This window comes from Bacillus sp. LNXM12-1, from assembly GCF_003004375.1.
Classification (GTDB): domain Bacteria; phylum Bacillota; class Bacilli; order Bacillales; family Bacillaceae; genus Bacillus.
This window is the reverse complement of record NZ_PVWX01000003.1, coordinates 1-22,930: the sequence shown is the minus strand read 5'-3', so window position 1 is coordinate 22,930 and position 22,930 is coordinate 1. Positions and strand designations below refer to the sequence as shown.

The following is a 22,930-nucleotide window of genomic DNA, read 5'->3' as shown; positions in this document are numbered from 1 at the left end:
CGTGTATTATACCGTCTATCACGCACCAATTGGGGCATTATACATACTAGAAAAAGACGATGCCATCATCGAGGTGATGTTTGATGATGAGCCATTTTTAGTAAAAAAGCAGAAAGCCGATCTAAAAGAAGAAGAAACGCCTGTATTACAAGAAGCGAAAAAGCAGCTAGATGAATATTTCAAGGGAGAGCGCCAAGTATTCGATCTCCCGCTCAAGCAAAAGGGATCTCCGTTTCAAGAGCAGGTGTGGGAAGCACTTTCGACTATTCCATATGGTGAATCAAAAAGCTATGCAGACATTGCAGAAGCGATTGGCAACCCAAAAGCTGTAAGAGCGATTGGACAAGCGAACAGACGCAATGCATTACCTATTTTTATTCCCTGTCACAGAGTGATTGGAAAAGACCGCTCTCTGACGGGCTATGCAGGAACAAAAACAGACATGAAAGCGGTCCTGCTAGAATTAGAAGGTATCCCATTTGTTCAAAAATAAATCGATTGACCTGTTCCAAATGTTTGTCAAGCGACATATCCTTTTATTAAGCTAAAAAAGTTGGTTGAGGGAAAAAGGAGGGCGCTAGGGAATGTTTTGGGGCAAAAAAAATAAAATGTATGCCGTCACATCACTATGTGTCAAAATGAACGTTTTGACAGAAGAACAGAAAAAAGAAATCTTAGCAAAAACGAATGAAATAAAAAAGCGCGGTGCTCTTAAATAATAAGTACACGGCGCTTTTTTTATGATCAGAGTGAGATGTTTTCAGCGAACAGAGCATCAATCTCTTCTGTATAGTTCGATGTGATAATCCCTTTCTCTGTAATGATACCTGAAATGAGATGGTGAGGAGTGACATCAAAGGCGGGATTGAATACCTGAACATCAGGCGGTGCAATTTGGACGCCGTTTAATTCCTTTACTTCCAGCGGATCGCGCTCTTCAATTGGAATATCTGCCCCGTCTTGGGTTGATACATCAAAGGTGGAAAGCGGTGCAGCTATAAAAAACGGAATTTGAAAATGCTTAGCTAAAATGGCGAGACTTAACGTTCCAATCTTATTCGCCGTATCTCCATTACGGGCAATACGATCAGCTCCGACAATGACAGCAGAAATTTTCTTTTCTTTCATCGTATGGGCTGCCATGTTATCTGTGATGAGCGTCACATCTACGCCGCCTTGCATGAGTTCCCATGTTGTCAGCCTAGCCCCTTGAAGAACAGGGCGTGTTTCACAGGCATAAATGTGAAGATCGAGATTTTTCTTTTTGGCTAAATAAAATGGAGCAAGGGCTGTTCCGTACCGGCTTGTGGCGATGGAGCCTGCATTGCAAATGGTCATAATACGATCACCCGATTTAAAGAGCTGGAGTGCATTTTGACCGATTTGTCTGCATGTTTCTTCATCTTCAATTTGAATTTGAATGGCTTCATGGACAAGGTCTGTTTTGGCTGCATTGACCGAAGCTGCACGCTCAATGCGCTGCAATAATCGCTCTAAAGCCCAGGCTAAATTCACAGCGGTTGGACGAGCACTGTTTAAATATTCTTTTATCTGAATGACTTCTTGTTTAAAAACATCAATTTCTTCTGTCTCAATGTCTTGGGCACTGAGCGCCAGTCCAAAAGCTGCTGTAATGCCAATGGCAGGTGCTCCCCGCACTTTTAACGTGACAATGGCATCATACACGTCTTCTTTTGTATATAAATGCTCAAACTCAGTTTCGGCCGGTAATTTTTGCTGATTCAAAATGTTAATATGGTTTTCTTCCCATTCGACAGAACGGGGGACTTCAAATTCTTTAGACAAAACCCGTCACTCCTTTACAGATTGATGGAATAATGCGACGAGGTCAGACGCTGCTTCCACTGCATGATATTGTTTGATCATTGTTTTTCCGAGCGTTAGTGCTGCTTTTTTCTGCTGAATCCTTCTAGATGGTGATGGAATCGCATCGAGATCAGCGGCATGAGCAAGGCCGATTGTTCGGCGGACAAGCTCACAGCCCGCAAAGCCTGCCGCTTCTTTTAAAATACGGTCAAAGGTTGTTGCTAAAAAACTGTCAGATACACTAAATGCTTCAATGCTGTCTTCTTTCCAAGCTTTTGCGAACACTTCTTTGAATGTCGCCCATACATTGATGACATGGTCAAAAAGGTGCTGCTGATCGTGTTCATTCTCACGAGACAAAGCATTCAGGAACAGGTTAGCGATAAAGTGGCCAATATCGAATCCAAAGGGACCGTAAAAGGCGAATTCTGGATCAATGATTTTTGTTTCCGTCTCATTTGCAAAAATACTGCCTGTATGAAGATCTCCATGAACGAGTGTTTCAGCAGATGTCAGGAAAATACGCTTCAGTTCGGCTGCTTTGGCCTGCACTTCAAGATCTGCCCAAAGCGCTTCGGCAGCTTCTCTTAATTCTTCTTCGAAATCATTTGTGCCGCTATCAAAGAAAGGATCTGTGAAGACGAGTTTTTCAGTAATGTCACAAAGGTCCGGATTCGTAAATTGCTTCACAAATTGTTTTTTGATTTTAGGATTTGTGGCAAAGTCAGAAGTGTAAAAAAGTGTTTTTCCTAAAAATACTCCTACATGATCGGATAAATGCGGATATTGTTTTCCGGCAATTAGCCCTTTTCTGACGATTTCCAGGTGTGATAGATCCTCCATTGCCGTCACAGCAAGAGCTGTATCTGAATAATAGACTGCAGGTACAAGGTGCGGCGTATATTCTGACTGCTTGATCAGGGCAGCACTTTCAATTCTCGCACGGTCTAATGTAAGCGGCCAGCTCTCTCCGACCACCTTGGCATAGGGCAGGGCCTGTTTGATGATCAATCCTTTTTCTTGTTTGTGATCAAAAATATGAAAGACGTAATTTAAATTCCCGTCACCGATTTCCGTACATGTCAAATGACTGCTTTCTTGGATCAAGCCAAGTCTAATTGCGAGTGCAACTGCCGAGCTTTCTGTTAATTCTTCATATGATGCCGTAAGTGTAACCAATTGCTATCCCTCCAAATCATATAAAAAAGCCTCTTTCTCCTGAGAGAAAGAGGCTTGATGGCGTGTATGCTCAAAGCCTCTCTTATCTCTCAGCACATACGTCTGATGGAATTAGCACCGTGCCCTATAAGACAATTGTCTTGGCGCTTACTTGCTGCGCCCCACTTCACAGTGGTATTAACGGTCGGTTGCTGTTGGGGTCAAAAGGCCAAATCCCTCGCCCAACTCTCGATAAGAGAAATCAATATGTAATTATTTCGTGTCTGTTTGCATTTCTTAATTCAAGATATTATCAGAGCTGCGCTTCACATGTCAATCTTTTTTCAAAATTGCTTTACAATTCATAAAACAATCCATTACAGTGTTTGTATTGTTACGTAACTTGAATAGAAGGTGAAGAAATGGAATTCCAGCAATCAGATGTATTGAAACAATTACCGAAACAATTTTTTGCGTCTCTTGTCCAAAAGGTGCAGAAAAAGATGCAGGAAGGGGCAGATATCATTAATTTAGGGCAGGGAAATCCTGATCAGCCAACCCCTTCGCATATTGTAAAAGCCATGCAGGAAGCGGTATTAAAACCTGAAAATCATCAATACTCGTCATTCCGCGGAACAGCGAAATTAAAAAAGGCTGCCGCCGCCTTTTATGAAAGAGAATATGGTGTCACGCTTGATCCGATGAAGGAGATTGCGATTTTATTTGGCGGGAAAGCGGGACTTGTTGAGCTGCCGCAATGCCTGCTGAATCCTGGAGATACACTCCTTGTCCCAGACCCTGGTTACCCTGATTATTGGTCAGGTGCCGTGCTTGCTGGAGCTCAGATGGTGACGATGCCGCTTCTTGAACAAAATGATTTTTTACCTGACTATGATCGATTGCCTGAGAATGATAAGAAAAAAGCAAAGTTGATGTATTTAAATTATCCTAACAATCCGACAGGTGCCACGGCAAGTCGTGCATTTTTTGAAGAAACCGTTACGTTTGCGAAAGATCACAAACTCTGTGTTGTCCATGATTTTGCCTATGGCGGCATTGGGTTTGATGGGAAAAAGCCGATCAGCTTTTTGCAAACAGATGGAGCGAAAGAGACGGGTATTGAAATTTACACATTATCTAAAACGTATAATATGGCCGGCTGGAGAGTAGGTTTTGCAGCAGGAAATCCGTCTGTTATTGAAGCGATCGAGCTTTATCAGGATCATCTGTTTGTCTCACTGTTTAAAGCAACTCAAGATGCAGCAGCGGAAGCCCTATTAAGCGACCAAACGTGCGTACAGGTGCAAAATGATCGATATGAGAAAAGGCGAAATGTGTGGATTGCTGCCTGCAAGGACATTGGCTGGGAGGTCACAGCACCAAAAGGGTCATTTTTTGCTTGGCTAAAGGTGCCAGAAGGATATACATCTGAATCTTTTTCTGACGTATTATTAGAGAAAGCACATGTTGTTGTGGCTCCGGGGAATGGGTTTGGTACTCACGGTGAAGGGTATGTGAGAGTTGGGCTTTTAACAAGTGAGGAGCGGTTACAAGAAGCCGCTCGGCGTATCGCTGCCTTGAATCTGTTTGAAAATAAGCCATTGACAACATAAAAAAATGGTGCGATAATTCAGACAATATTTAAGAAAATTGAATATTCTTATCAAGAGTAGGCAGAGGGACTAGCCCAATGAAGCCCGGCAACCGACTTCCATGAAGCACGGTGCTAATTCTTGCAGCAAGCGCTGAGAGATAAGATTCGGATGAATGACACGAAACAACCTCTTTAAGGCGCTGACAAAGCACTTGAAGAGGTTTTTTATTGACCATATGCATGACGAAATTGAAAGGGGATTCCTAGTGAGTGAATTACTGGCAACATACGTATTAACACATCGAGAGGATGAACAAGTGAACCGAAAAGCGGAGCAGATCGCACTTGGTTTAACAGTGGGATCATGGACAGATTTGCCGCAGCTCAAAAAGGAGCAGCTTCAAAAACATAAAGGGCGGGTAGAAAAAGTATCAGAAAAGGTTGCTTCAGCCGAAAATGGCGTATATCAATCTGAGGTGACCATTGCTTATCCTGAGGCTAACTTTTCAGCTGATATACCGGCCGTTTTGACGACGATCTTTGGAAAGCTTTCACTTGATGGAAAAGTGAAGCTAGTCGACATACAATTCTCGGATAGATTTAAAAGAAGCCTGCCAGGACCGGTATTTGGAATTGATGGCATACGCAAAAAAGCAGGCGTGTTTGATCGTCCGTTGTTGATGAGTATTTTTAAAGGTGTCATTGGCCGTGATATGGCGGATTTAAAAGAGCAGCTCCGTTTACAAGCATTAGGCGGCGTTGACTTTATCAAAGACGATGAAATTTTATTTGAGAGCCCGCTAGCCCCTTTTGAAGAACGAATCAAAGAAGGAAAAAAGATATTAAAAGAAACATATGAAGAGACAGGGCACCGAACGTTATATGCCGTTAATTTAACAGGCAGAACCTTTGAACTGAAGGATCGAGCAAGAAAGGCAGCTGAACTTGGAGCGGATGCACTCTTATTCAATGTCTTTGCCTACGGACTAGATGTCATGCAAAGCTTAGCTGAGGATCCAGATATTCCATTGCCTATTATGGCCCATCCCGCAGTAAGCGGCGCTTTGACATCATCGCCTGAATATGGATTTTCGCATTCTCTTCTTTTAGGTAAATTAAATCGATATGCTGGCGCTGATTTGAGTCTTTTTCCCTCACCTTATGGGTCGGTCGCACTTCCGAAAAAAGATGCCTTTGGAATCTATGAAGCTTGTGTAAAAGAGGATTTGGTTCAAAAAACGTTCCCAGTCCCGTCAGCAGGCATTCATCCTGGAATGGTTCCAGTATTGATTAAAGATTTTGGACTCGATCATGTGATTAATGCTGGTGGAGGAATTCACGGACATCCGCGTGGAGCCATCGGTGGAGGGAAAGCATTTCGATCGATCATTGATGCGGTGATACATGGAGAGTCGATCCAAGAGAAGGCAGCTTCTTGCCAAGACTTAAAAGCAGCACTTGAACTATGGGGAAGGGTAGCAGAATAAATGAAAAAACCAATTGTATGTTGTGATTTTGATGGAACAATTACAAAAAATGATAATATCATTCGCATCATGAAACACTTTGCACCAAGTGAATGGACGAAGCTGAAGGATGATGTTCTCACAAAGGAGATCACCATTCAAGAAGGCGTCGGGCAGATGTTTCAATTACTGACGAGTGATCAAAAAGAAGCTATTCAGTCGTTTATTTTAGAAGATACAGAGATTCGAGAAGGATTCAAGCAATTTGTTGATTATGTGAAAAAGGCTGATATTCCTTTCTATGTGCTAAGCGGCGGGATGGACTTTTTTGTCTATCCCATACTCGAGGGCATTGTGGGCAGAGACAATATTTATTGCAATCATGCCTCATTTGGGGAAGATCATATTCAGATTGAATGGCCGCATGTCTGCGATTCGCAATGTCAAAATGGCTGCGGATGCTGCAAGCCGTCAATCATTCGAGAGCTGACCCATGAGAAGGACTTCATCATCATGATCGGAGATTCAGTCACCGATGTGGAGGCAGCAAAGCATGCGGATCTCACATTTGCGCGCGACTACTTGCTGAATGAATGTAAGGAGCTTGGGGTTGTATATAAAGAGTATGAAACATTTATTGATCTTAAAGCGCAATTTGAACAAATAAAGGAAGTGAAGGAATGGCAGACGCAAAGAGCAAGCGCTGGCAGGAGCTAGCAGACGTCAAACGTGAACTGGCACAAAGAGACTGGTTTTACGGAACAAGCGGCAATTTATCGATCAAGGTGTCGGATGATCCAATCACGTTTTTGGTGACGGCAAGCGGTAAAGATAAACGAAAAGAAACGGATGAAGATTTTGTTTTAGTGAACGCAGCAGGCAAGCCTGATGATCCGAACGAACAGCTTAGACCTTCAGCCGAAACACTGCTTCACACATACGTGTATGAGCGGACGAAAGCAGGTTGCTGCCTCCATGTCCATACAATCGATAATAATGTGATGTCTGAGCTGTATGGGGGTAAGGGCGAGGTTCGTTTGAAAGGAAACGAAATCATCAAGGCGCTTGGTTACTGGGAAGAGGATGCAGAAGTGTCGATACCGATTATTGAAAATCCAGCCCATATTCCGCATCTTGCAGCACAATTTGCAAAGCATCTCACTGAAGAGTCAGAATCAGGTGCGGTGCTCATTCGAAATCACGGCATCACTGTCTGGGGAAAAACAGCCTTTGAAGCAAAACGAGTATTAGAGGCGTATGAATTTTTATTTAGCTACCACTTAAAATTAACGCTTTATCAAAAGCAGCTTGTCAGATAAAAAGGAGGAAAAGCACATGGCGACGATTTTGATTCATAACGAAGAAAACACATTACTTGAAAACGAGCAAGAGGTAGCAGCATATTTAGAAAAGCAAGGGGTCATTTATGAACATTGGGATATTGCAAAGCTGCCAAACCGGTTATCAGAAAAGTATGATTTAACAGATGAGGAAAAGGAAGAGATTTTGACTGTTTTTCAAAAGGAAATCCAGCGTATATCTGAAAAACGAGGGTACAAAGCGCAGGATGTGATTTCATTATCTGACGCCACACCAAATCTAGATGAGCTGCTCCAAAATTTTAAGCGTGAGCATCATCATACAGATGACGAAGTACGTTTTATTGTAAGCGGGCATGGAATCTTTGCCATTCAGGGTAAGGATGGCGTCTTTTTTGATGTGAGACTGAATCCAGGCGATTTAATTTCTGTCCCGCCACATATTCGCCACTACTTTACACTTCAAGAGGATCGCAAAGTGGTCGCAGTTCGCATATTTGTCACAACTGAGGGCTGGGTGCCAATTTACGAGGAAGAAACGGTTTAATGACAGGAGCTGATCATTCCGCATGAGGCGGATGATCAGCTTTTTTTTAGGAAAATAGGCATAAAATGAGAAAGAAAATAGTTGATTTTGATCTTCTGCATAGGATAAAATTCTGTTTAATCCATGTGTCAGTCCTGTCCAAATTTGAAGTTTACCCCCAAATTAGATTGGGTAAGAGGTCTTTAGGCTGTAAAAAATTAAATAAAATAAGCATATTTAATTTAATTTACAAATAAAGTATAATTTTGGTGTCGGATCATTTTGAGCATAGACAGTCGAATTCATTGCGGGAGCTGAGATCATGAATATTTATGTAAGGAAAGAACAATTGCTGATGTCCATTGATGAGAAGAGAAAACAGATGGTAGAAGCTGCTCAAGCGGAAGGCTACACTGGTGAGACGACAATTAAATATAGTCAAGAACTAGACAACCTGATGAATGAGTATCAGTATCTCCTTTTTCATGAGAAACAATCTGCCCCCTCCTTTCATGATCTTGTATCTCAAATGAGTCTTCTATCTGTGAACCGCCCTTCTTATTGACATGAAAAACCGGTCTTGCCTAAGCAAAACCGGCTGAATGTTTCAACTATGCTGAGTGAGCAGAAGGAAGCATGATCATGACGGTTGTTCCTTTATTCACTTCGCTTTGAATATCAATTGTCCCGCCATACATCGAAATAATTCGTTTACACACGACAAGCCCAAGACCTGTACCTTTTTCCTTCGACGTAATAAAAGGAAGGAAGATATGCTTTAACATTTCTTCTGGTATGCCTTCACCCGTATCTTTCACTTTAATGATGACATGTTCTTTTTCAGCCTCAATCAAAATCTTCAAATGACCGCCATTTGGCATCGCTTCTAACGAGTTCTTCGCTACATTTAATACGACTTGTTTAATGTGATCCTTTGTGCAATATACCCCAACATCTTGAATCGTATTAATTTGCAAATCAACCTCAACATTATAAAGGTTCGCCTCAGAGAAAACGATCGGCATGATCTCACTTACAATTTCTTTTACAGAGTTATTCTGCCATTTTTCTGCCGTTGGTTTCCCTAATACAAGAAACTCACTGACGATTTGGTTGATTCGTTTAATTTCTTCTTCAATGACAGAAAAATAGAGCTGATCTTCTTCTGAATGATACTTCTTTTGCAAAAGCTGTATAAATCCGCTGATCCCTGTTAATGGGTTGCGAATTTCGTGTGCCGTACTTGCTGCGAGGGTTCCGATTAATTCAAGCTTTTGCGCTTCATTTTGGTGACGCTCCTGCTGGGTTTGACGCCTTAAAATGATATATTGAACAAGTGTGAATAAAATATTTAATAAAATAAAAGCACTGGATAAAGGGATCAGCATAACAGACAGCACTTCACCTGTAGACGCGCGCTGCGGAAAGACCTCCAGCTTCCAGCTGTTTTCATCTAAATATGTAGACACGGTGCTGCCATTTTCTGATGCTGGCTGCGGACCACTTGTAAACACCACATGTCCATTTTGATTCAGCATCTTAAAATGAAGATCAGGGTTCAATACATTCATAATATTTCTTAAATAATCAATTTGAATGGCGGCGACTAGCACATTGGTGACTTCTTCATTTTCATCTAGCACAGGCACGCAAATGGAGAGAATCCGCTGTTTTGTAATTCGGCTCACATAGTTATCTGTGATCACCGTCTGCTTGGTCACTTGAATGCGCTTAAAGTAATCTCTAAATGACAGGTTGATTTTTTCCTTTAACGGTGTGGTGCTTACTGATACATTTCCTTTTTTGTCTAGGAGATACAGACCTGAAAAACGAGGTTCTTGTTTATAGATTTTCTCTAGGATGTTTTGTACTTTTTTTGTCTCAAGAGGCTGGTCAAATCCCATGGCAAGTGAAGTTAATCTCGCTTCTGTTTCACTAATTAAATAATTCATTTGGTTTTTGTGAATATTTAACATAAGTGTAGCAGTTTGTTTGTTTTTTAAGTCGATTTTTTCCGTTTCTTTTTCGTAGATAAAATAACTAATGATTAGGGTTGGAATCATGACCAAAATAAGGTACAGCCTGATCTTCTTCCAAAACCCTTTCAGTATACTCATCATTCATCGCTCCAACGTATTACCTAATAGACTTATTATAGCATTGAACCTATCTTTATTACGATGACTTGTGTGATTTTTAAAAAATTAGGTGATTCGTTCTGGTCTCATTTTCATGCTAAAGATGGATCAAGATGTTGACATTTTACTTATTGTTTATTAATGTCACATTAGTGGGTTGCATTTCATAAAGGATGATAAAAAAATGGAAAATCATAATGTTGAGAAATCTTTGAAATTATTTATTGTATTATCACGTGCCTATCGCTCAATTAATCATCACATGAACAAACATATTGTGAAGCACGGGCTGAATCCGACTGAATTTGCAGTATTAGAATTACTGTATCATAAAGGGGATCAGCCTCTTCAGCAAATCGGTGATAAGATTTTACTTGCAAGCGGCAGCATCACGTATGTGGTCGATAAATTGGAGAAGAAAGAACTCCTCAGTCGTAGGGCCTGTGCAGAAGACCGCAGGGTGACATTTGCGCATATTACCAAGCAGGGACGAGCTTTGCTTGATGATATCTTCCCAGATCATGCGAAAGAAATTCATGAGATGATCAGTGTCCTTAGCGAAGAAGAGAAGGATGCCTGCATTGATATGCTCAAACATGTGGGACTGCGTGCAAAGCATTTATATGATCATACAGAATAAATAGAAAAGGAAGCCGAGGGCTTCCTTTTTTATTTCGCTTTTTTCTCAATCGGTAAAATGAGTACTTCTACGCGTCGGTTTTTACTTCTGCCTTCTGCTGTATCGTTTGAAGCAACCGGCTTGAATTCACCGAAACCTTTTGTACTAAAGTTCTCTTGGTCTAAATTGCTGTTCTCAAGAAGAATACTCAAAAAGTTTACAGCACGAATGGCACTTAAATACCAGTTGGATTCAAATTCTGAATTTCTGATCGGTACATTATCAGTATGTCCGCTAATGACGATGTCACGAGCGGGGTTTATGACAAGTAGTTTTGAGATTTCCTTTGCTAACGGGACATCTTGAGGGCGAATAACCGCCCGGCCAGAATCAAAGAAGATACTGTCTTCTATCGTAATGAGCAAACCTTCGTCCGTGAGCTTTGTTTCGAGCTTAGCTCCAAGTTTCTTATTGGCAATGAAGGAGTCCACTTGCTTTTTGACCTTTGTGAGAACGGCATGGTCTCGAGCTTTCGCTTTGGCTTCTTCATCTTCTTCGGCTGCTTTCTTGGTCTGGTTGCTATTTTCAGTTTCTTCAGTGCTTTGCATGCTGGTTTGATCCATGACACCAGTACCACCCGTAAAGACGACATTAAAAGACTTTGCCATCTGTTCGTATTTTGCCGCATCAATCGAACTAGATGCAAATAGCACAATGAAGAGAGCGAGTAGAAGCGTCAGAAGATCGGCATAAGGGATCAGCCAAGATTCATCTACATGGTCATCGTGATCATGTTTTTTACGTTTCCTAGCCATTTTGTTTTTCTCCTTCTTCAATGACAAGATTTGCACGTTCTTTCGCTGGTAAGTACATGAGAAGTTTTTGTTCAATCACTTTTGGAGATTGACCTTCAAGAACAGAAAGGATCCCTTCGATCATAATCAGACGAAGCTTTACTTCTTCCTTTGATTTACGCTTCAGCTTGTTGGCAAATGGATGCCATAACACATACCCGGTAAAAATCCCAAGCAGTGTGGCAACGAAGGCTGCACTGATTGCATGTCCTAGTGCTTCAATATCTCCCATGTTTGCAAGTGCGGCAATAAGTCCGACAACGGCGCCAAGTACACCAAGCGTCGGAGCGTATGTACCTGCTTGTGTAAAGATTAATGCGCCTGACTGATGTCTTTCAGACATGGCGTCAACCTCTTCTGTTAAGACGTCGCGAATAAATTCTGCACTCTGACCGTCAACCGCCATGCTTAAGCCGTTCTTAAGGAAATCGTCATCTACTTCCTCAATGCTAGCTTCTAATGCCAAAAGACCTTCACGACGCGCAATTTGTGCCCAGTTTGAAAAAAGAGGGATCATTTCTTGAATCGTTGGAAGCTGGTTGTCTTTGAAAATTTTGCCGAACAATTTTGGTGTTTTCTTAATTTCACTAGATGGGAATGCGATGACAACAGCTGCAATCGTCCCAACAACAATGATCAATATAGCCGCTGGGTTGATAAGAGCGGTTAGACTCACACCTTTCAAAACCATACCGACACTCAGTGCAATAAATGCTAAAATAATACCAATTAACGATGTTTTGTCCATTATCTCACCAAATCCTTTAACTATCTTTTTCTATAGTTAATATCGGTGTCTTCTAGAAGGGTTTTAGTCAGAATATAAAATTAAGGCAGTTTCTGTGAAGAAATTTTGACGAAAGCGCTTTCTATTACCTTAAAAAAGAAACTCCCTCTGATATAAAGGGAGTTTCTTTTTAATTTCTTTGAGCAGTTTCATTTAAAAGCAGCTCTTTTAATTTTTCTTCATACATAATTTTGACAAGATCATAGCTCCAATTCATCATGTGATCCACCTCTTTTTCTTTTATCGTAAAGGAAAAGAGGCGGAGGGGGCGTCGGCGTGCGGATGGAACTTAGACACCGCAACATGATGGAGCTGTAGATCCTTCTTAGGATGTACTTATCCTTTTTTTACTACAATTTCGTTATCTTCAACATCTACAGTAAATCCTGAAAGCTTTTCTTCTTCAAGCAATATTTCCGTCATTTGATCTTCAACATGCTCTTGAATGGTTCTTCGCAGTGGACGAGCACCAAATGCAGGGTGATATCCAAGTTCTGCAATTTTTTCTTTCGCTTCTTTTGTCACATGGACTGTTAAATGTTGCTCTTTTAATTGCTCTGACAGCTCATTGAGCAGAAGATCCACAATCTTCACTAAATCATCTCTATCTAATGAGTCAAACTGAATGATGCTGTCAAAACGGTTCAAGAATTCTGGCTTGAAATAGGCGCTGAGTGAATCAATGAGTGATTGTTCCTCAATCGCTTCTTCCTGATCAGACTGGAAGCCGACTTTGACCGTTTTATCTGTGCTGCCTGCGTTACTTGTCATGATGATGACTGTATCTTTAAAGCTGACGGTTCTGCCTTGGCTGTCTGTTAACCGGCCATCTTCCATGATTTGAAGGAACATATGCTGCACATCAGGATGTGCTTTTTCGATTTCATCCAGCAAAATGATGCTGTATGGTTTTCTGCGCACTTTTTCCGTCAGCTGACCCGCTTCATCATGTCCAACATAACCAGGAGGAGAACCAATGAGCTTGGATACTGAGTGTTTCTCCATGTACTCACTCATATCTAAACGGATGATCGCATCTCTTGAACCGAATAATTCTTCAGCTAGCGTTTTTGACAATTCGGTTTTCCCGACACCTGTTGGTCCAACGAATAGGAAGGAGCCTGTTGGTCTATGTTTCGATTTTAAGCCGGCTCTGCTTCTTTTCACAGCTTTCGCCACTTTTTCAACCGCATGTTCCTGACCAATCACCCGTGCTTTTAAGCGGACGTCCATTTCTTTCATTTTGGTTTGTTCGTCTGCTTGCAGTTTGCCGACAGGGATGCCTGTTTTTTGTTCCACAATGGCTTGAATGGCTTCTGCTGTGACGACATGTTCTTTGTCATTTGTTTTGTTTTGAAGTCTTGCTTCAATGGCTTCTTCTTCATCTCGAAGCTTCGCTGCTTTTTCGTATTGTTCTTCTTTTAAAGCAGCTTGTTTTTCAGCAGCAATTTCTCTCAGACGATTCGTTAGTTCATCTTCACTTGCTGCATCAATGGAGAGGTTCGCTTTTGAACCTGCTTCATCCATTAAATCAATGGCTTTATCCGGCAAATGACGGTCTTGAATATACCGGGAAGATAATTGAACACACGCTTGAATAGCTTCGTCTGAATAAGTGACGCCATGATAACTTTCGTACTTATCTTGAATGCCTTTTAAAATCTCGACCGCTTCATCTTGTGTTGGCTCATCCACAATGACGGGCTGGAAGCGTCGTTCAAGTGCGGCATCTTTTTCAATTTGACGATATTCTTTTAATGTCGTCGCACCTACTAGCTGGAGCTCGCCTCGTGCAAGGGCTGGTTTTAAGATGTTTCCAGCATCCATTGACCCTTCGGCAGATCCTGCGCCTACAAGAAGATGGATTTCATCTACAAATAGGATAATATTTTTACGGCTTTGCAATTCTTTGATTAACTGCTTCATTCTTTCCTCAAATTGACCACGTATCCCTGTATTCGCTACAAGGGAGGAGACATCTAATAAATAGATTTGTTTGTTCTTTAATTTATTTGGTACATCGCCACTTGCAATTTTCAGTGCGAGTCCTTCAGCGATCGCTGTTTTCCCAACACCTGGTTCACCAATCAGAACAGGGTTATTTTTATTTCTTCTATTTAAAATTTCAATGACTCTTGCGACTTCTTCATCACGGCCGATGACTGGATCAATTAAACCAGCATTTGCGCCATCTGTTAAATTCCGGCCAAGTTCATCGAGTAAGCCTTTTTGCTTTGGCTGCTCTACGCTTTGTGCATGTCCTGCTTGCTCAGAGAAGAATGAGCTTCCCCCGAACAATTGAGGTCCCATTTTCATTTTTGATTGCTCCATCAAAGAGGTGTAGCAGTCTTCACATAAAACCATTTGGCTCCGGGACGAATTCACTTGCATATTCAGGCGAATAGTTGCTTCATTTACTTGACAATGTTGACAACGCATTTGCCATAACCTCCTTAAAATAAAGTTTGACTTTATTTGACCAATGAATGTTAAAGGAAATGGTCTGTTGTTTGACCATCTTTGACTATAGTATACTCTGACCTATTTTGACTTTCAACTGTTTTGCTCAAAGGCAGTTGAAAATCCTTTTTTGCATTTAATCATGGTTTGTCCTTCTTTTCAAGGAACTCGTCTCATAGGATAAAAAAAGACAATCGAAAGTGATGGGTGCGGAGGGGTCACATGAAACGTTCAAATGAATCCGCTTTTCAGCTTGCCTTTTTATATGTAGGAACAGTGGTTGGAGCTGGGTTTGCGACAGGAAAAGAAATCGTAGAATTTTTTGTTCGTTTTGGCTGGATTGGACTATTCGGAATCTTGATTAGCGGCGCTATTTTTACTGGACTTGGTGCAAAAATGATGCTCATTTCTAAACGAATTGAAGCAGAGTCTTATCAAGATATGAACCGGTTTCTATTTGGCACAGCTGCAAGCAGGTATATTAATGTCGTCATGTTTTTTATTTTACTAGGCGTCACTTCAGTGATGATTTCTGGCGCAGGGGCTATTTTTGAAGAGCAGCTTGGCATATCAAAGGAATATGGAATCTTTTTGACGATCATTCTAAGCGTCATTGTGCTTTTGAAAGGTTCAAAAGGATTATTTGGTGTCAATGTTCTCGTCGTCCCAATGCTTATTTTCTTTTCATTGATCGTATTTCTTGATTCATTCGTTTTTAGCAGTAGTGAAAGTTATGTTCTTGCGCTTCAAATGGGTGAGGGAGAGTGGATTTTATCAGCTATCTCATATGGAGCTTTTAATTTAGCACTTTCTCAAGCAGTGTTAGTGCCCGTCGCAAATGAAATGACCTCTGAAGCGGTGATTAAAAAGGGAGCTGTGCTTGGGGGCGTCATGCTGACCCTTATTTTACTGGCATGCTTTTTATCTCTTTCTTCATTAAATATGCTGGAGGCGTTTGATATTCCAATGGCTCAGGTAGTGTATCAAGTAGCAAACTCCATTCACCTCATTTATTTATTTGTGATCTTCGGCGAAGTCTTTACATCCGTCATAGGCAATTTATATGGACTCGAGAGACAAGTGAGGGCGTATATTCGGATGAACAGTGTCTTGACAATATCCCTTATTCTCTTATGCTGCTATGTGATTAGTAAAATCGGTTACGGTACATTGATATCAACGGTTTATCCTATTTTTGGCTATGTGAGCATCTTTTTTATCCTCTTTCTTTGTCTAAAAAAAGTGCCTGCATCTCTTGATAAGTAAAGAAGGGATAGCCTGCATGAAAAATATGTGGTACACTATCCTCTGTGAAAATTGAACAAAAATCCGTGTAAAACGGGAGAGGTTCTAGCAAAACCCTCTATAAAAAACTAAGGACTTGCCGTATCCTTGGATGTGGCATTTTTTATTTTTTATGGCTGGGACACCTCATACACTTGTAAAGGTGTCTTTTCTTTTGAGAAAATAGGGGTTTTCAAGAGCCTTTCAGATGCAGCTTTGTACGATTGTATAGATCTGCAAAAGGAGGAGAACAGAAAATGAAAAATGAAAAAGCAGTCGTTGTCTTTAGCGGGGGACAAGACAGTACGACATGTTTATTATGGGCACTTCAACAATTCGAAGAGGTAGAAACCGTGACCTTTCATTATAATCAGCGTCATCAAGAAGAAATTGATGTCGCCAAAAGAATTGCTGACAAGTTAGGTGTGAAGAATCATCTATTAGATATGTCTCTTTTGAATCAGCTTGCACCAAATGCTTTAACAAGAGATGACATTGACATTGAGGAAAAAGAAGGAGAGCTGCCTTCCACATTTGTACCAGGACGAAACTTAGTGTTCTTATCCTTCGCTTCTATTCTTGCATATCAAATCGGAGCAAGACATATTATCACCGGTGTATGTGAAACAGACTTTAGCGGCTATCCAGATTGCCGTGACGAGTTTGTAAAGTCTTGTAATGTCACAGTGAATTTGGCGATGGAAAAACCATTTGTGATCCATACACCACTCATGTGGCTCAATAAAGCAGAAACATGGAAGCTTGCGGATGAGCTGAATGCGCTGGATTTTGTAAAAAATGAAACGCTCACTTGCTATAATGGCATCATTTCTGATGGCTGCGGGGAATGTCCTGCGTGTAAGCTTCGGAAAAATGGCTATGACACTTATATGGAAATGAAGGAGGCAAAATAAGTGCTTTCTCAAATCTATCCACAAACGAATCATCCATACTCATTTGAATTGAACAAAGATATGCATGTATCGGCTGCCCATTTCATCCCAAGAGAAGATGCAGGTGCTTGTAGCCGCGTACATGGTCATACGTACACCATCAATATAACCATTGCGGGAGACGAGCTAGATGAATCGGGTTTCCTTGTCAATTTCAGTACATTGAAGAAGCTCATTCATGGTCAGTATGATCACACACTGCTTAATGATCATGAAGAGTTCTCGTCAACCGATCCATACGCGATGCCTACTACAGAGGTTGTGGCAAAGACAGTCCATGACAAAGTGGCAGCGTATTTATCGACTTTAGCGAACAAACCGGTATGTGTTCAGGTCTTTGTGAGGGAGACTCCAACAAGCTACTGCATTTACCGGCCGAAACGAGTTGAAAACAATGGCTAAAGCGATTCCTGTATTAGAAATCTTTGGTCCGACCATTCAAGGAGAAGGGATGGTCATTGGACAAAAAACCATGTTTGTCAGAACAGCTGGCTGTGACTACTCTTGCAGCTGGTGTGATTCCGCCTTTACATGGGATGGCTCAGCGAAGCATGACATTCAGTGGCTTCACGCAGAAGACATTGTCAAAGAATTAAAAAGAATAGGCGGACAGGCTTTTTCTCATGTCACCATTTCAGGGGGGAACCCTGCGCTTTTAAAACAAATGGAATCACTTATTGATTTGCTGCACGAAGAAGGAATTGATACAGCGCTTGAAACACAAGGGACGATGTATCAGGACTGGTTTTTGAAAATCGATGATTTAACCATTTCTCCGAAGCCGCCAAGCTCAAATATGAAAACAGATTTTACGAAACTAACACGAATCATAGATGAGCTGAAAAGCGGAAATAGATTGCAGCATGCAAGCCTGAAGGTCGTGATCTTTGACGATCATGATCTAGCCTATGCAAAGGATGTTCATGCGAAATATCCAGAGCTTCCTTTTTATCTGCAGGTAGGAAATGATGACACGACGACAGGTGATGATGCGTACTTATTGACGCATTTATTAAAGAGATATGAAGCGCTTGTCGATCAAGTAGCGCAAGATCCAGACTTAAATCGCGTAAGAGTGCTGCCGCAGCTGCACACATTATTGTGGGGAAATAAACGAGGCGTATAGAAAGGAAGAGAAGACATGACGACAAGAAAACCAGAAGAATTAGAAGGTGTCACTTTACTAGGAAATCAAGGGACCAATTATTTGTTTGATTATGCACCACAAGTGCTTGAAACGTTTCCGAATAAACATACAAATAGAGATTATTTTGTGAAATTCAACTGCCCAGAATTTACGTCACTTTGTCCGCAAACAGGTCAGCCGGATTTTGCGACAGTTTATATCAGCTATATCCCAAATGAAATCATGGTCGAAAGTAAATCACTAAAATTATATTTGTTCAGCTTCCGTAACCATGGTGACTTTCATGAGGATTGTATGAACATTATTATGAACGATCTCATTGAATTGATGGACCCAAGATACATTGAAGTGTGGGGCAAATTTACACCAAGAGGCGGTATTTCAATTGACCCGTATACGAACTACGGAAAACCTGGTACCAAATATGAAGAAATGGCATCATATCGTATGATGAACCATGATATGTATCCAGAAACGATTGATAATCGCTAATCAATAGGAAAAGACATGCCTGATGACATGTCTTTTTTTACGGGGTTAAAATGAATCAATCAGGCTGAACTTATAAAAAAAGAGAAGAGTCATGTCGCTCTTCTCATACAAATGGGAATAGAACTTGCTAGGACGGCTGGGGGCTACCAGCTCGTAAACATATTATATATGACAGAACGTATGTTTGTAAAGATAAATCGTGTTTTTTGCTTATCCTATTTGCTTTGAGATAAAATAGGGGGCAATGAACGGAAAACGGAGGCGTTTGAGTTGGCAAACAAAGAAGAAAAGACAGAGAAGCTGCTGATGGAGCTAAGAGAAGAGCTTCAAATGCTCGAACATCAAAACAAAGAACGATATAAATGGAGTGCCTCCACATTGCTTGGAGTGATTGCACTTTTGATTGATAAAGGCGTTATCACCCCCGAGGAAGTTGACATGTACAAGACGAAAGCGGAAATGCAAACCTTTCATACGCAAAAAGACTGACACCGCTTCATATAGTGTCAGTCTTTTTCATATGTGATTGTCAAAGAGAGCTAAACTGTCAAACGAGAGCAGCTTTGCTTCGTATTTACGTATGTAACGATAGTCTGAATTGAGGATTGCAAATTAATGTACGGAGTCTTTGATGATTTTATAGTTTTTATGATTAACGACTGTTAGTGAATCCAGTTCTAAATCTCTATAGTTGTCCATAATGGTGACATCCACAATGACAGAGTTTTCATTCACTTTTTCAACTACACCTGTTAAACCATTTCTAAATTCGATCACATTTCCAATTTTTGCAATCTTCAACCGATCCCTCTCCTTTAAAAACAGATTTCATTCCCTATTAAAAAGTATTTTGCAATATTTTCATACCAATGTAAAGGATAAAGACGTTTTTGTTTCGTTTTCGTTGTATGCTTTCCTAACGGATGGTATATTTAATATTTGATGATGGCTGTAAAGGAGCGGTTTTTTTGACTGAAGAACAAATCCTCACAATCCTTGAATCGTTACGAAATGGGACGGAAAAGCAAGTGACCATCCAAAAAGATGATTTTTTAACGTTTCGTTCGGTCTTGGTGAATCAAGATGATTTTAAGCATTTTCGCGGGATTGCGAAACATGGTGGAGATGTTATTTTTGAATATCTTACAGAAGCAAGAAGCTAAAGCTTTTTCTCATGAATGAGAGAAAGCTTTTTTATTTTAGTTCTTTTGTCACACTTCAAACGAGCTTGATACATCTGAAAAGAAAATGTAATAACCCATAATCAGGTGCATAAGGATGATTATAGGCGGAAACAGGACCTTTTTAAGCGCTAACAATGCCAGTTTATAAGCGATCAAACTAATAAATTCCATTTAATGACGGAATTTGGACAGGCATGCAAATCTTTGTGCGTGAAAATAGAAGGAGCTCTTGTTAGAGTGGACAAGTATCTTACCGCCTATTTTGATTAAAGGAGGAATGAGGCGAATGATGAAAATTCATACAGCTCTTTTTGTCATCCTTATGCTGGTCGCAGCCATGAAGATGGACAACCTACAAGAGCAGCAAGGCACATTAAGTCACGAACTTTCACAAGCACCTGTTAAGCATGAGCTTTCATATATAGATCAAGATGATCACGATCAAGTCATCCCAGCATTTTCAGAGGAGAAGCGTCAGCCGAAAGTCAAAATGCTTAGTACGTCTACAGAAGAAAAGTCTTCAAAAACGAAGCAAAAGAAAAGAGTAAAATCAGAAACGACGAATGAGGAAAGCGCCAAACGCTATTCTAATGAAGAAATGGAGCTACTCTCACGATTGGTACACGCTGAAGCGAAAGGTGAATCTTACGCAGGTAAAAAAGCTGTGGCAAGCGTCGTCTTAAACAGGGTGGAGCATCGCTCGTTTCCTGACAGTGTCAAAGGTGTTATTTATCAGCGAAATGCTTTCCAGCCAGTATCGAATGGAAGTATTCATGATAAAGCAGATCAAGATTCTGTTAAAGCTGTGAAACAGGTAGTGAAAGAACATGACAGAACAACAAAGGCCATCTATTTTTATAATCCCAAAACGGCAACAGATAACTGGATTCGTTCCCGCAAAATTGTAGAACGTATCGGTCGTCACGTATTTGCCGTATAAAGAAAAGAAGCGATCAATCAGATCGCTCTTTTTTTTGTCTTCAATTATCAAAATATTTTCAGGACTTGTCTCATAGAATGTGAAAAGAATTTGCTTTTAGACAAAGGGGAGGCTACATGAATCGATTTGTAAAAGGGGTCATTCTGCTATCTGTCGCAGCTTTCATTGCGGAGTGTATAGAGTTTTTAGTCAATATGATTTTAGCGAGAGAGCTTGGAGAACATGGAATGGGTCTATATATGAGTATCCTTCCAATCATCATGCTTGTCCTTGTGATCGCCAGCTTAGAGCTGCCAGTCTCCATTTCTAAATTCATTGCAGAATCGCATGAGCGGCTCCACAAAAGTATGCTCCGCCATGCGTTTAAAATGACGCTTGTGGTGACATGTACAACAACGGGGATCGCAGCGATTGTACTGCCGTTCATTCCTGTATTTCAGTCATATCATCCGCTCATGAAAGGGCTGGTGCTGTCTCTTATTCCGATTATTGCGTTTACCTCTATCGCACGCGGCTATTTTATGGGAAAGCAGCAAATGGGCAGGATCGCTCTCGCCAATATGCTGAAGAAAACGATCCAGCTTATCTGCTTGTTTTTGTTTTTTCATTGGTATTCGTTTGATATTGAAACAGCGGTACTCATTGCCATCGGTGTCATTGTCGCGAGTGATCTCGTCGTCTTTATTTATTTATACTCCCAATACGTCATGGCGAAAAATGCTGTCAATGTCAGGTCTGTTGAATTAAGAGGGATTGACGTGAGAAAGCGCCTCTTAGCCGTCTCCATTCCGACAACGGGCATGCGGATTTTTCATGCGATCGCCAATGCGGTTGAACCGTTTTTAATCAAAGGAGCGCTTATTGCAGCAGGCATCTCTGGCACACTTGCTGTTGATCATTACGGCATGCTGGCTGGTGTCGCGATGTCGATTGGTTTTTTCCCAGCGTTTATCGCCCATTCCATCATGATTGTGATGATTCCCAATGTATCTGAAGCCTATGCATTAGGTCAGTATGATCTTGTGAAAAAACGTGTCAGGCAGGCAATACTCATTACGTTTGGGTACGGGGTGCCGGCAGTGATGGTGATGTATTATTTTGCTTATCCGCTCACACATCTCTTTTTTGATTCACCGCAAGCTGCTGTCTATTTACAGCTGCTTTGGCCGTACTTTTTATGCCATCTGTTTGTGATGCCATTTCAAGCGTGTTTAATCGGTATGGGGCTCATTAAAGATGTGTTCCTACATAATATATGGGTGCATGTCGTCTCGTTTTCTATGGTCTATTTTCTTGGTTCAATTGAAAGCTTAAATATGATGGGGGTTATATTAGGGATGAATACGGGGATGCTGCTGCTGACTGCACTGCATTATGCGACAATATGTAAGGAGCTCGGCGTTTCCATGTTTCTTAGAATGAAAAAAGCTTGAATGTCATTGTGATCGAGAGGGCAAGCTATAAGAAAACTGGGAAGGAAGATCCTGATGAATCGTAAATGTCTACCCGCCAGGCTTCTCATGATGACCCTGCTTCTATTACTCATAGGCAACGATGCTGAAGCAAAAGAATCCGTTATGGCGCCAAGGATAGAGGCTTCTACATTAACTGGTGATATGCAGATGATTCCGCCGAAAGGAAAAAAGACCATCCTGCATTTTTGGACAACATGGTGCCCGTCCTGTAAAATGGAGCTGCCCGTATTTGACCAAATCGTGAAAGAAAATCAGAGTGATGTTGATATCTTAACCGTGAATTTACTAGGGGCTGAACAAAGTAAACATGCGGTTGCCCAATTTGTGAAAGACAGAAAGTTTACATTCCCGGTCATTCTAGATGAGCACGGAGAAATGATGAAGAAATACCAAATCATCACCATTCCAACCACCTTTTTGATAAATGAAAAAGGGGAAATAGTGAAAAATCATGTAGGTCCACTGACGAAAAAACAAATCAAAGAGTGGACGGATTTTTAGAACGAAACCTTATTGTTAAGAACCAAGGCTCATTCCTTTGGTTCTTTTTTGTGTTCAATTGCTTTTCATCTGAATAAACTGTGCTCAGAAGAGACGGAATGGTCCACATCAATAATGTGGCGAATTCGGCGATGGATGCAGGAACGTATCCAGCGTTAATGGAGGCTTTTCCTCAAAACTCGGGATCTGCGACTGTGATGGTGAAG

26 protein-coding genes, 1 pseudogene and 3 riboswitches are annotated in these 22,930 nt (G+C 41.0%); of the genes and pseudogenes, 20 read left to right on the top strand and 7 right to left on the bottom strand.

Features of this window, described 5'->3' with window-relative positions:
- Nucleotide 1 precedes the first annotated feature (1 nt).
- Complete coding sequence (locus C6Y07_RS12360; protein WP_066030983.1) at nt 2-493, top strand: methylated-DNA--[protein]-cysteine S-methyltransferase; 492 nt, start codon at nt 2-4, stop codon at nt 491-493.
- A gap of 91 nt (nt 494-584) precedes the next feature.
- Entirely contained in the window at nt 585-719 is a 135-nt protein-coding gene (locus C6Y07_RS19230) for a hypothetical protein (RefSeq protein ID WP_262417168.1), read from the top strand.
- Between the two features lie 25 nt (nt 720-744).
- Here the strand turns inward: C6Y07_RS19230 and mtnA are convergent, their stop codons facing one another.
- The gene (gene mtnA, locus C6Y07_RS12355) at nt 745-1,806 is read right to left on the bottom strand and encodes an S-methyl-5-thioribose-1-phosphate isomerase (RefSeq protein WP_106038807.1); all 1,062 of its coding nucleotides are present in this window, start codon (nt 1,804-1,806) and stop codon (nt 745-747) included.
- 6 nt (nt 1,807-1,812) lie between these two features.
- A complete protein-coding gene (gene mtnK, locus C6Y07_RS12350) occupies nt 1,813-3,006 on the bottom strand; it encodes an S-methyl-5-thioribose kinase (protein WP_106156766.1) in 1,194 nt (397 codons plus the stop codon).
- 79 nt (nt 3,007-3,085) lie between these two features.
- Nucleotides 3,086-3,244: riboswitch (SAM riboswitch) on the bottom strand.
- 163 nt (nt 3,245-3,407) lie between these two features.
- On the opposite strand from mtnK, the gene C6Y07_RS12345 reads away from it, so the two are divergent.
- The 6 genes from C6Y07_RS12345 (at nt 3,408) to C6Y07_RS12320 (ending at nt 8,455) form a co-directional block, all read left to right on the top strand.
- The gene (locus C6Y07_RS12345; RefSeq protein WP_106071539.1) at nt 3,408-4,598 is read left to right on the top strand and encodes a pyridoxal phosphate-dependent aminotransferase; all 1,191 of its coding nucleotides are present in this window, start codon (nt 3,408-3,410) and stop codon (nt 4,596-4,598) included.
- Nucleotides 4,599-4,642: 44 nt separating this feature from the next.
- A riboswitch (SAM riboswitch) is annotated at nt 4,643-4,744 on the top strand.
- Between the two features lie 71 nt (nt 4,745-4,815).
- Complete coding sequence (gene mtnW, locus C6Y07_RS12340) at nt 4,816-6,066, top strand: 2,3-diketo-5-methylthiopentyl-1-phosphate enolase (protein WP_181185450.1); 1,251 nt, start codon at nt 4,816-4,818, stop codon at nt 6,064-6,066.
- Nucleotides 6,067-6,762 (top strand): 2-hydroxy-3-keto-5-methylthiopentenyl-1-phosphate phosphatase, encoded by a 696-nt coding sequence (locus C6Y07_RS12335; protein WP_106047715.1) that lies wholly within the window; start codon nt 6,067-6,069, stop codon nt 6,760-6,762.
- Nucleotides 6,726-7,364, top strand: coding sequence for a methylthioribulose 1-phosphate dehydratase (locus C6Y07_RS12330; RefSeq protein WP_060596117.1), 639 nt, complete (start codon nt 6,726-6,728; stop codon nt 7,362-7,364). The genes C6Y07_RS12335 and C6Y07_RS12330 overlap by 37 nt, the downstream gene beginning before the upstream one ends.
- Nucleotides 7,365-7,380: 16 nt before the next feature.
- A complete protein-coding gene (locus C6Y07_RS12325) occupies nt 7,381-7,911 on the top strand; it encodes a 1,2-dihydroxy-3-keto-5-methylthiopentene dioxygenase (RefSeq protein WP_060596118.1) in 531 nt (176 codons plus the stop codon).
- A 301-nt stretch (nt 7,912-8,212) separates the two neighbouring features.
- The gene (locus tag C6Y07_RS12320) at nt 8,213-8,455 is read left to right on the top strand and encodes an aspartyl-phosphate phosphatase Spo0E family protein (protein ID WP_034662891.1); all 243 of its coding nucleotides are present in this window, start codon (nt 8,213-8,215) and stop codon (nt 8,453-8,455) included.
- A gap of 46 nt (nt 8,456-8,501) precedes the next feature.
- Here C6Y07_RS12320 and kinD read toward each other — a convergent pair whose 3' ends face one another.
- Nucleotides 8,502-10,007, bottom strand: a complete 1,506-nt coding sequence (gene kinD, locus C6Y07_RS12315) for a sporulation kinase KinD (RefSeq protein ID WP_060596119.1) — start codon at nt 10,005-10,007, stop codon at nt 8,502-8,504.
- Nucleotides 10,008-10,212: 205 nt separating this feature from the next.
- Between kinD and mhqR the strand changes: the two genes are divergently transcribed.
- The gene (mhqR, locus tag C6Y07_RS12310) at nt 10,213-10,668 is read left to right on the top strand and encodes a MarR family transcriptional regulator MhqR (RefSeq protein WP_034662884.1); all 456 of its coding nucleotides are present in this window, start codon (nt 10,213-10,215) and stop codon (nt 10,666-10,668) included.
- A 29-nt stretch (nt 10,669-10,697) separates the two neighbouring features.
- Here the strand turns inward: mhqR and motB are convergent, their stop codons facing one another.
- The 3 genes from motB to C6Y07_RS12295 all read right to left on the bottom strand — a co-directional run bounded on the left by motB (nt 10,698) and on the right by C6Y07_RS12295 (nt 14,727).
- Entirely contained in the window at nt 10,698-11,462 is a 765-nt protein-coding gene (gene motB, locus C6Y07_RS12305) for a flagellar motor protein MotB (protein ID WP_060596120.1), read from the bottom strand.
- On the bottom strand, nt 11,455-12,249 hold the full coding sequence (motA, locus tag C6Y07_RS12300) for a flagellar motor stator protein MotA (protein ID WP_034662877.1): 795 nt from the start codon (nt 12,247-12,249) through the stop codon (nt 11,455-11,457). The genes motB and motA overlap by 8 nt, the downstream gene beginning before the upstream one ends.
- 375 nt (nt 12,250-12,624) lie before the next feature.
- Nucleotides 12,625-14,727 (bottom strand): ATP-dependent Clp protease ATP-binding subunit, encoded by a 2,103-nt coding sequence (locus C6Y07_RS12295; RefSeq protein ID WP_106156764.1) that lies wholly within the window; start codon nt 14,725-14,727, stop codon nt 12,625-12,627.
- Between the two features lie 243 nt (nt 14,728-14,970).
- Between C6Y07_RS12295 and C6Y07_RS12290 the strand changes: the two genes are divergently transcribed.
- The 6 genes from C6Y07_RS12290 to C6Y07_RS12260 all read left to right on the top strand — a co-directional run bounded on the left by C6Y07_RS12290 (nt 14,971) and on the right by C6Y07_RS12260 (nt 19,113).
- A complete protein-coding gene (locus C6Y07_RS12290; protein ID WP_106036740.1) occupies nt 14,971-16,014 on the top strand; it encodes a YkvI family membrane protein in 1,044 nt (347 codons plus the stop codon).
- Between the two features lie 72 nt (nt 16,015-16,086).
- A riboswitch (PreQ1 riboswitch) is annotated at nt 16,087-16,131 on the top strand.
- Nucleotides 16,132-16,289: 158 nt separating this feature from the next.
- A complete protein-coding gene (queC, locus tag C6Y07_RS12285) occupies nt 16,290-16,946 on the top strand; it encodes a 7-cyano-7-deazaguanine synthase QueC (protein ID WP_024424683.1) in 657 nt (218 codons plus the stop codon).
- Nucleotides 16,947-17,387: a 6-carboxytetrahydropterin synthase QueD gene (queD, locus tag C6Y07_RS12280; RefSeq protein WP_060596123.1), complete on the top strand. Its 441-nt coding sequence runs from the start codon at nt 16,947-16,949 to the stop codon at nt 17,385-17,387.
- Nucleotides 17,380-18,111, top strand: a complete 732-nt coding sequence (gene queE / locus C6Y07_RS12275; RefSeq protein WP_034662862.1) for a 7-carboxy-7-deazaguanine synthase QueE — start codon at nt 17,380-17,382, stop codon at nt 18,109-18,111. The genes queD and queE overlap by 8 nt, the downstream gene beginning before the upstream one ends.
- A 15-nt stretch (nt 18,112-18,126) precedes the next feature.
- Nucleotides 18,127-18,624, top strand: coding sequence for a preQ(1) synthase (gene queF, locus C6Y07_RS12270; protein ID WP_003211403.1), 498 nt, complete (start codon nt 18,127-18,129; stop codon nt 18,622-18,624).
- Between the two features lie 270 nt (nt 18,625-18,894).
- Complete coding sequence (locus tag C6Y07_RS12260; RefSeq protein WP_034662856.1) at nt 18,895-19,113, top strand: hypothetical protein; 219 nt, start codon at nt 18,895-18,897, stop codon at nt 19,111-19,113.
- Nucleotides 19,114-19,236: 123 nt separating this feature from the next.
- On the opposite strand, the gene C6Y07_RS12255 is transcribed toward C6Y07_RS12260, so the two are convergent.
- Nucleotides 19,237-19,425 carry a YkvS family protein gene (locus C6Y07_RS12255; RefSeq protein ID WP_003211747.1) on the bottom strand — a complete coding sequence of 63 codons (189 nt, stop codon included), beginning with the start codon at nt 19,423-19,425 and terminating at the stop codon, nt 19,237-19,239.
- Nucleotides 19,426-19,592: 167 nt separating this feature from the next.
- On the opposite strand from C6Y07_RS12255, the gene C6Y07_RS12250 reads away from it, so the two are divergent.
- The 5 genes and pseudogenes from C6Y07_RS12250 to C6Y07_RS19100 all read left to right on the top strand — a co-directional run.
- On the top strand, nt 19,593-19,787 hold the full coding sequence (locus tag C6Y07_RS12250; protein WP_024424688.1) for a hypothetical protein: 195 nt from the start codon (nt 19,593-19,595) through the stop codon (nt 19,785-19,787).
- Nucleotides 19,788-20,094: 307 nt separating this feature from the next.
- The gene (locus C6Y07_RS12245) at nt 20,095-20,748 is read left to right on the top strand and encodes a cell wall hydrolase (RefSeq protein ID WP_095285075.1); all 654 of its coding nucleotides are present in this window, start codon (nt 20,095-20,097) and stop codon (nt 20,746-20,748) included.
- A 116-nt stretch (nt 20,749-20,864) separates the two neighbouring features.
- Nucleotides 20,865-22,181 (top strand): polysaccharide biosynthesis protein, encoded by a 1,317-nt coding sequence (locus C6Y07_RS12240; RefSeq protein WP_034662848.1) that lies wholly within the window; start codon nt 20,865-20,867, stop codon nt 22,179-22,181.
- A 54-nt stretch (nt 22,182-22,235) separates the two neighbouring features.
- The gene (gene stoA / locus C6Y07_RS12235) at nt 22,236-22,724 is read left to right on the top strand and encodes an endospore biogenesis thiol-disulfide oxidoreductase StoA (protein WP_066030974.1); all 489 of its coding nucleotides are present in this window, start codon (nt 22,236-22,238) and stop codon (nt 22,722-22,724) included.
- A gap of 116 nt (nt 22,725-22,840) precedes the next feature.
- A pseudogene (locus C6Y07_RS19100) lies at nt 22,841-22,930 on the top strand (hypothetical protein); the annotation flags it as partial.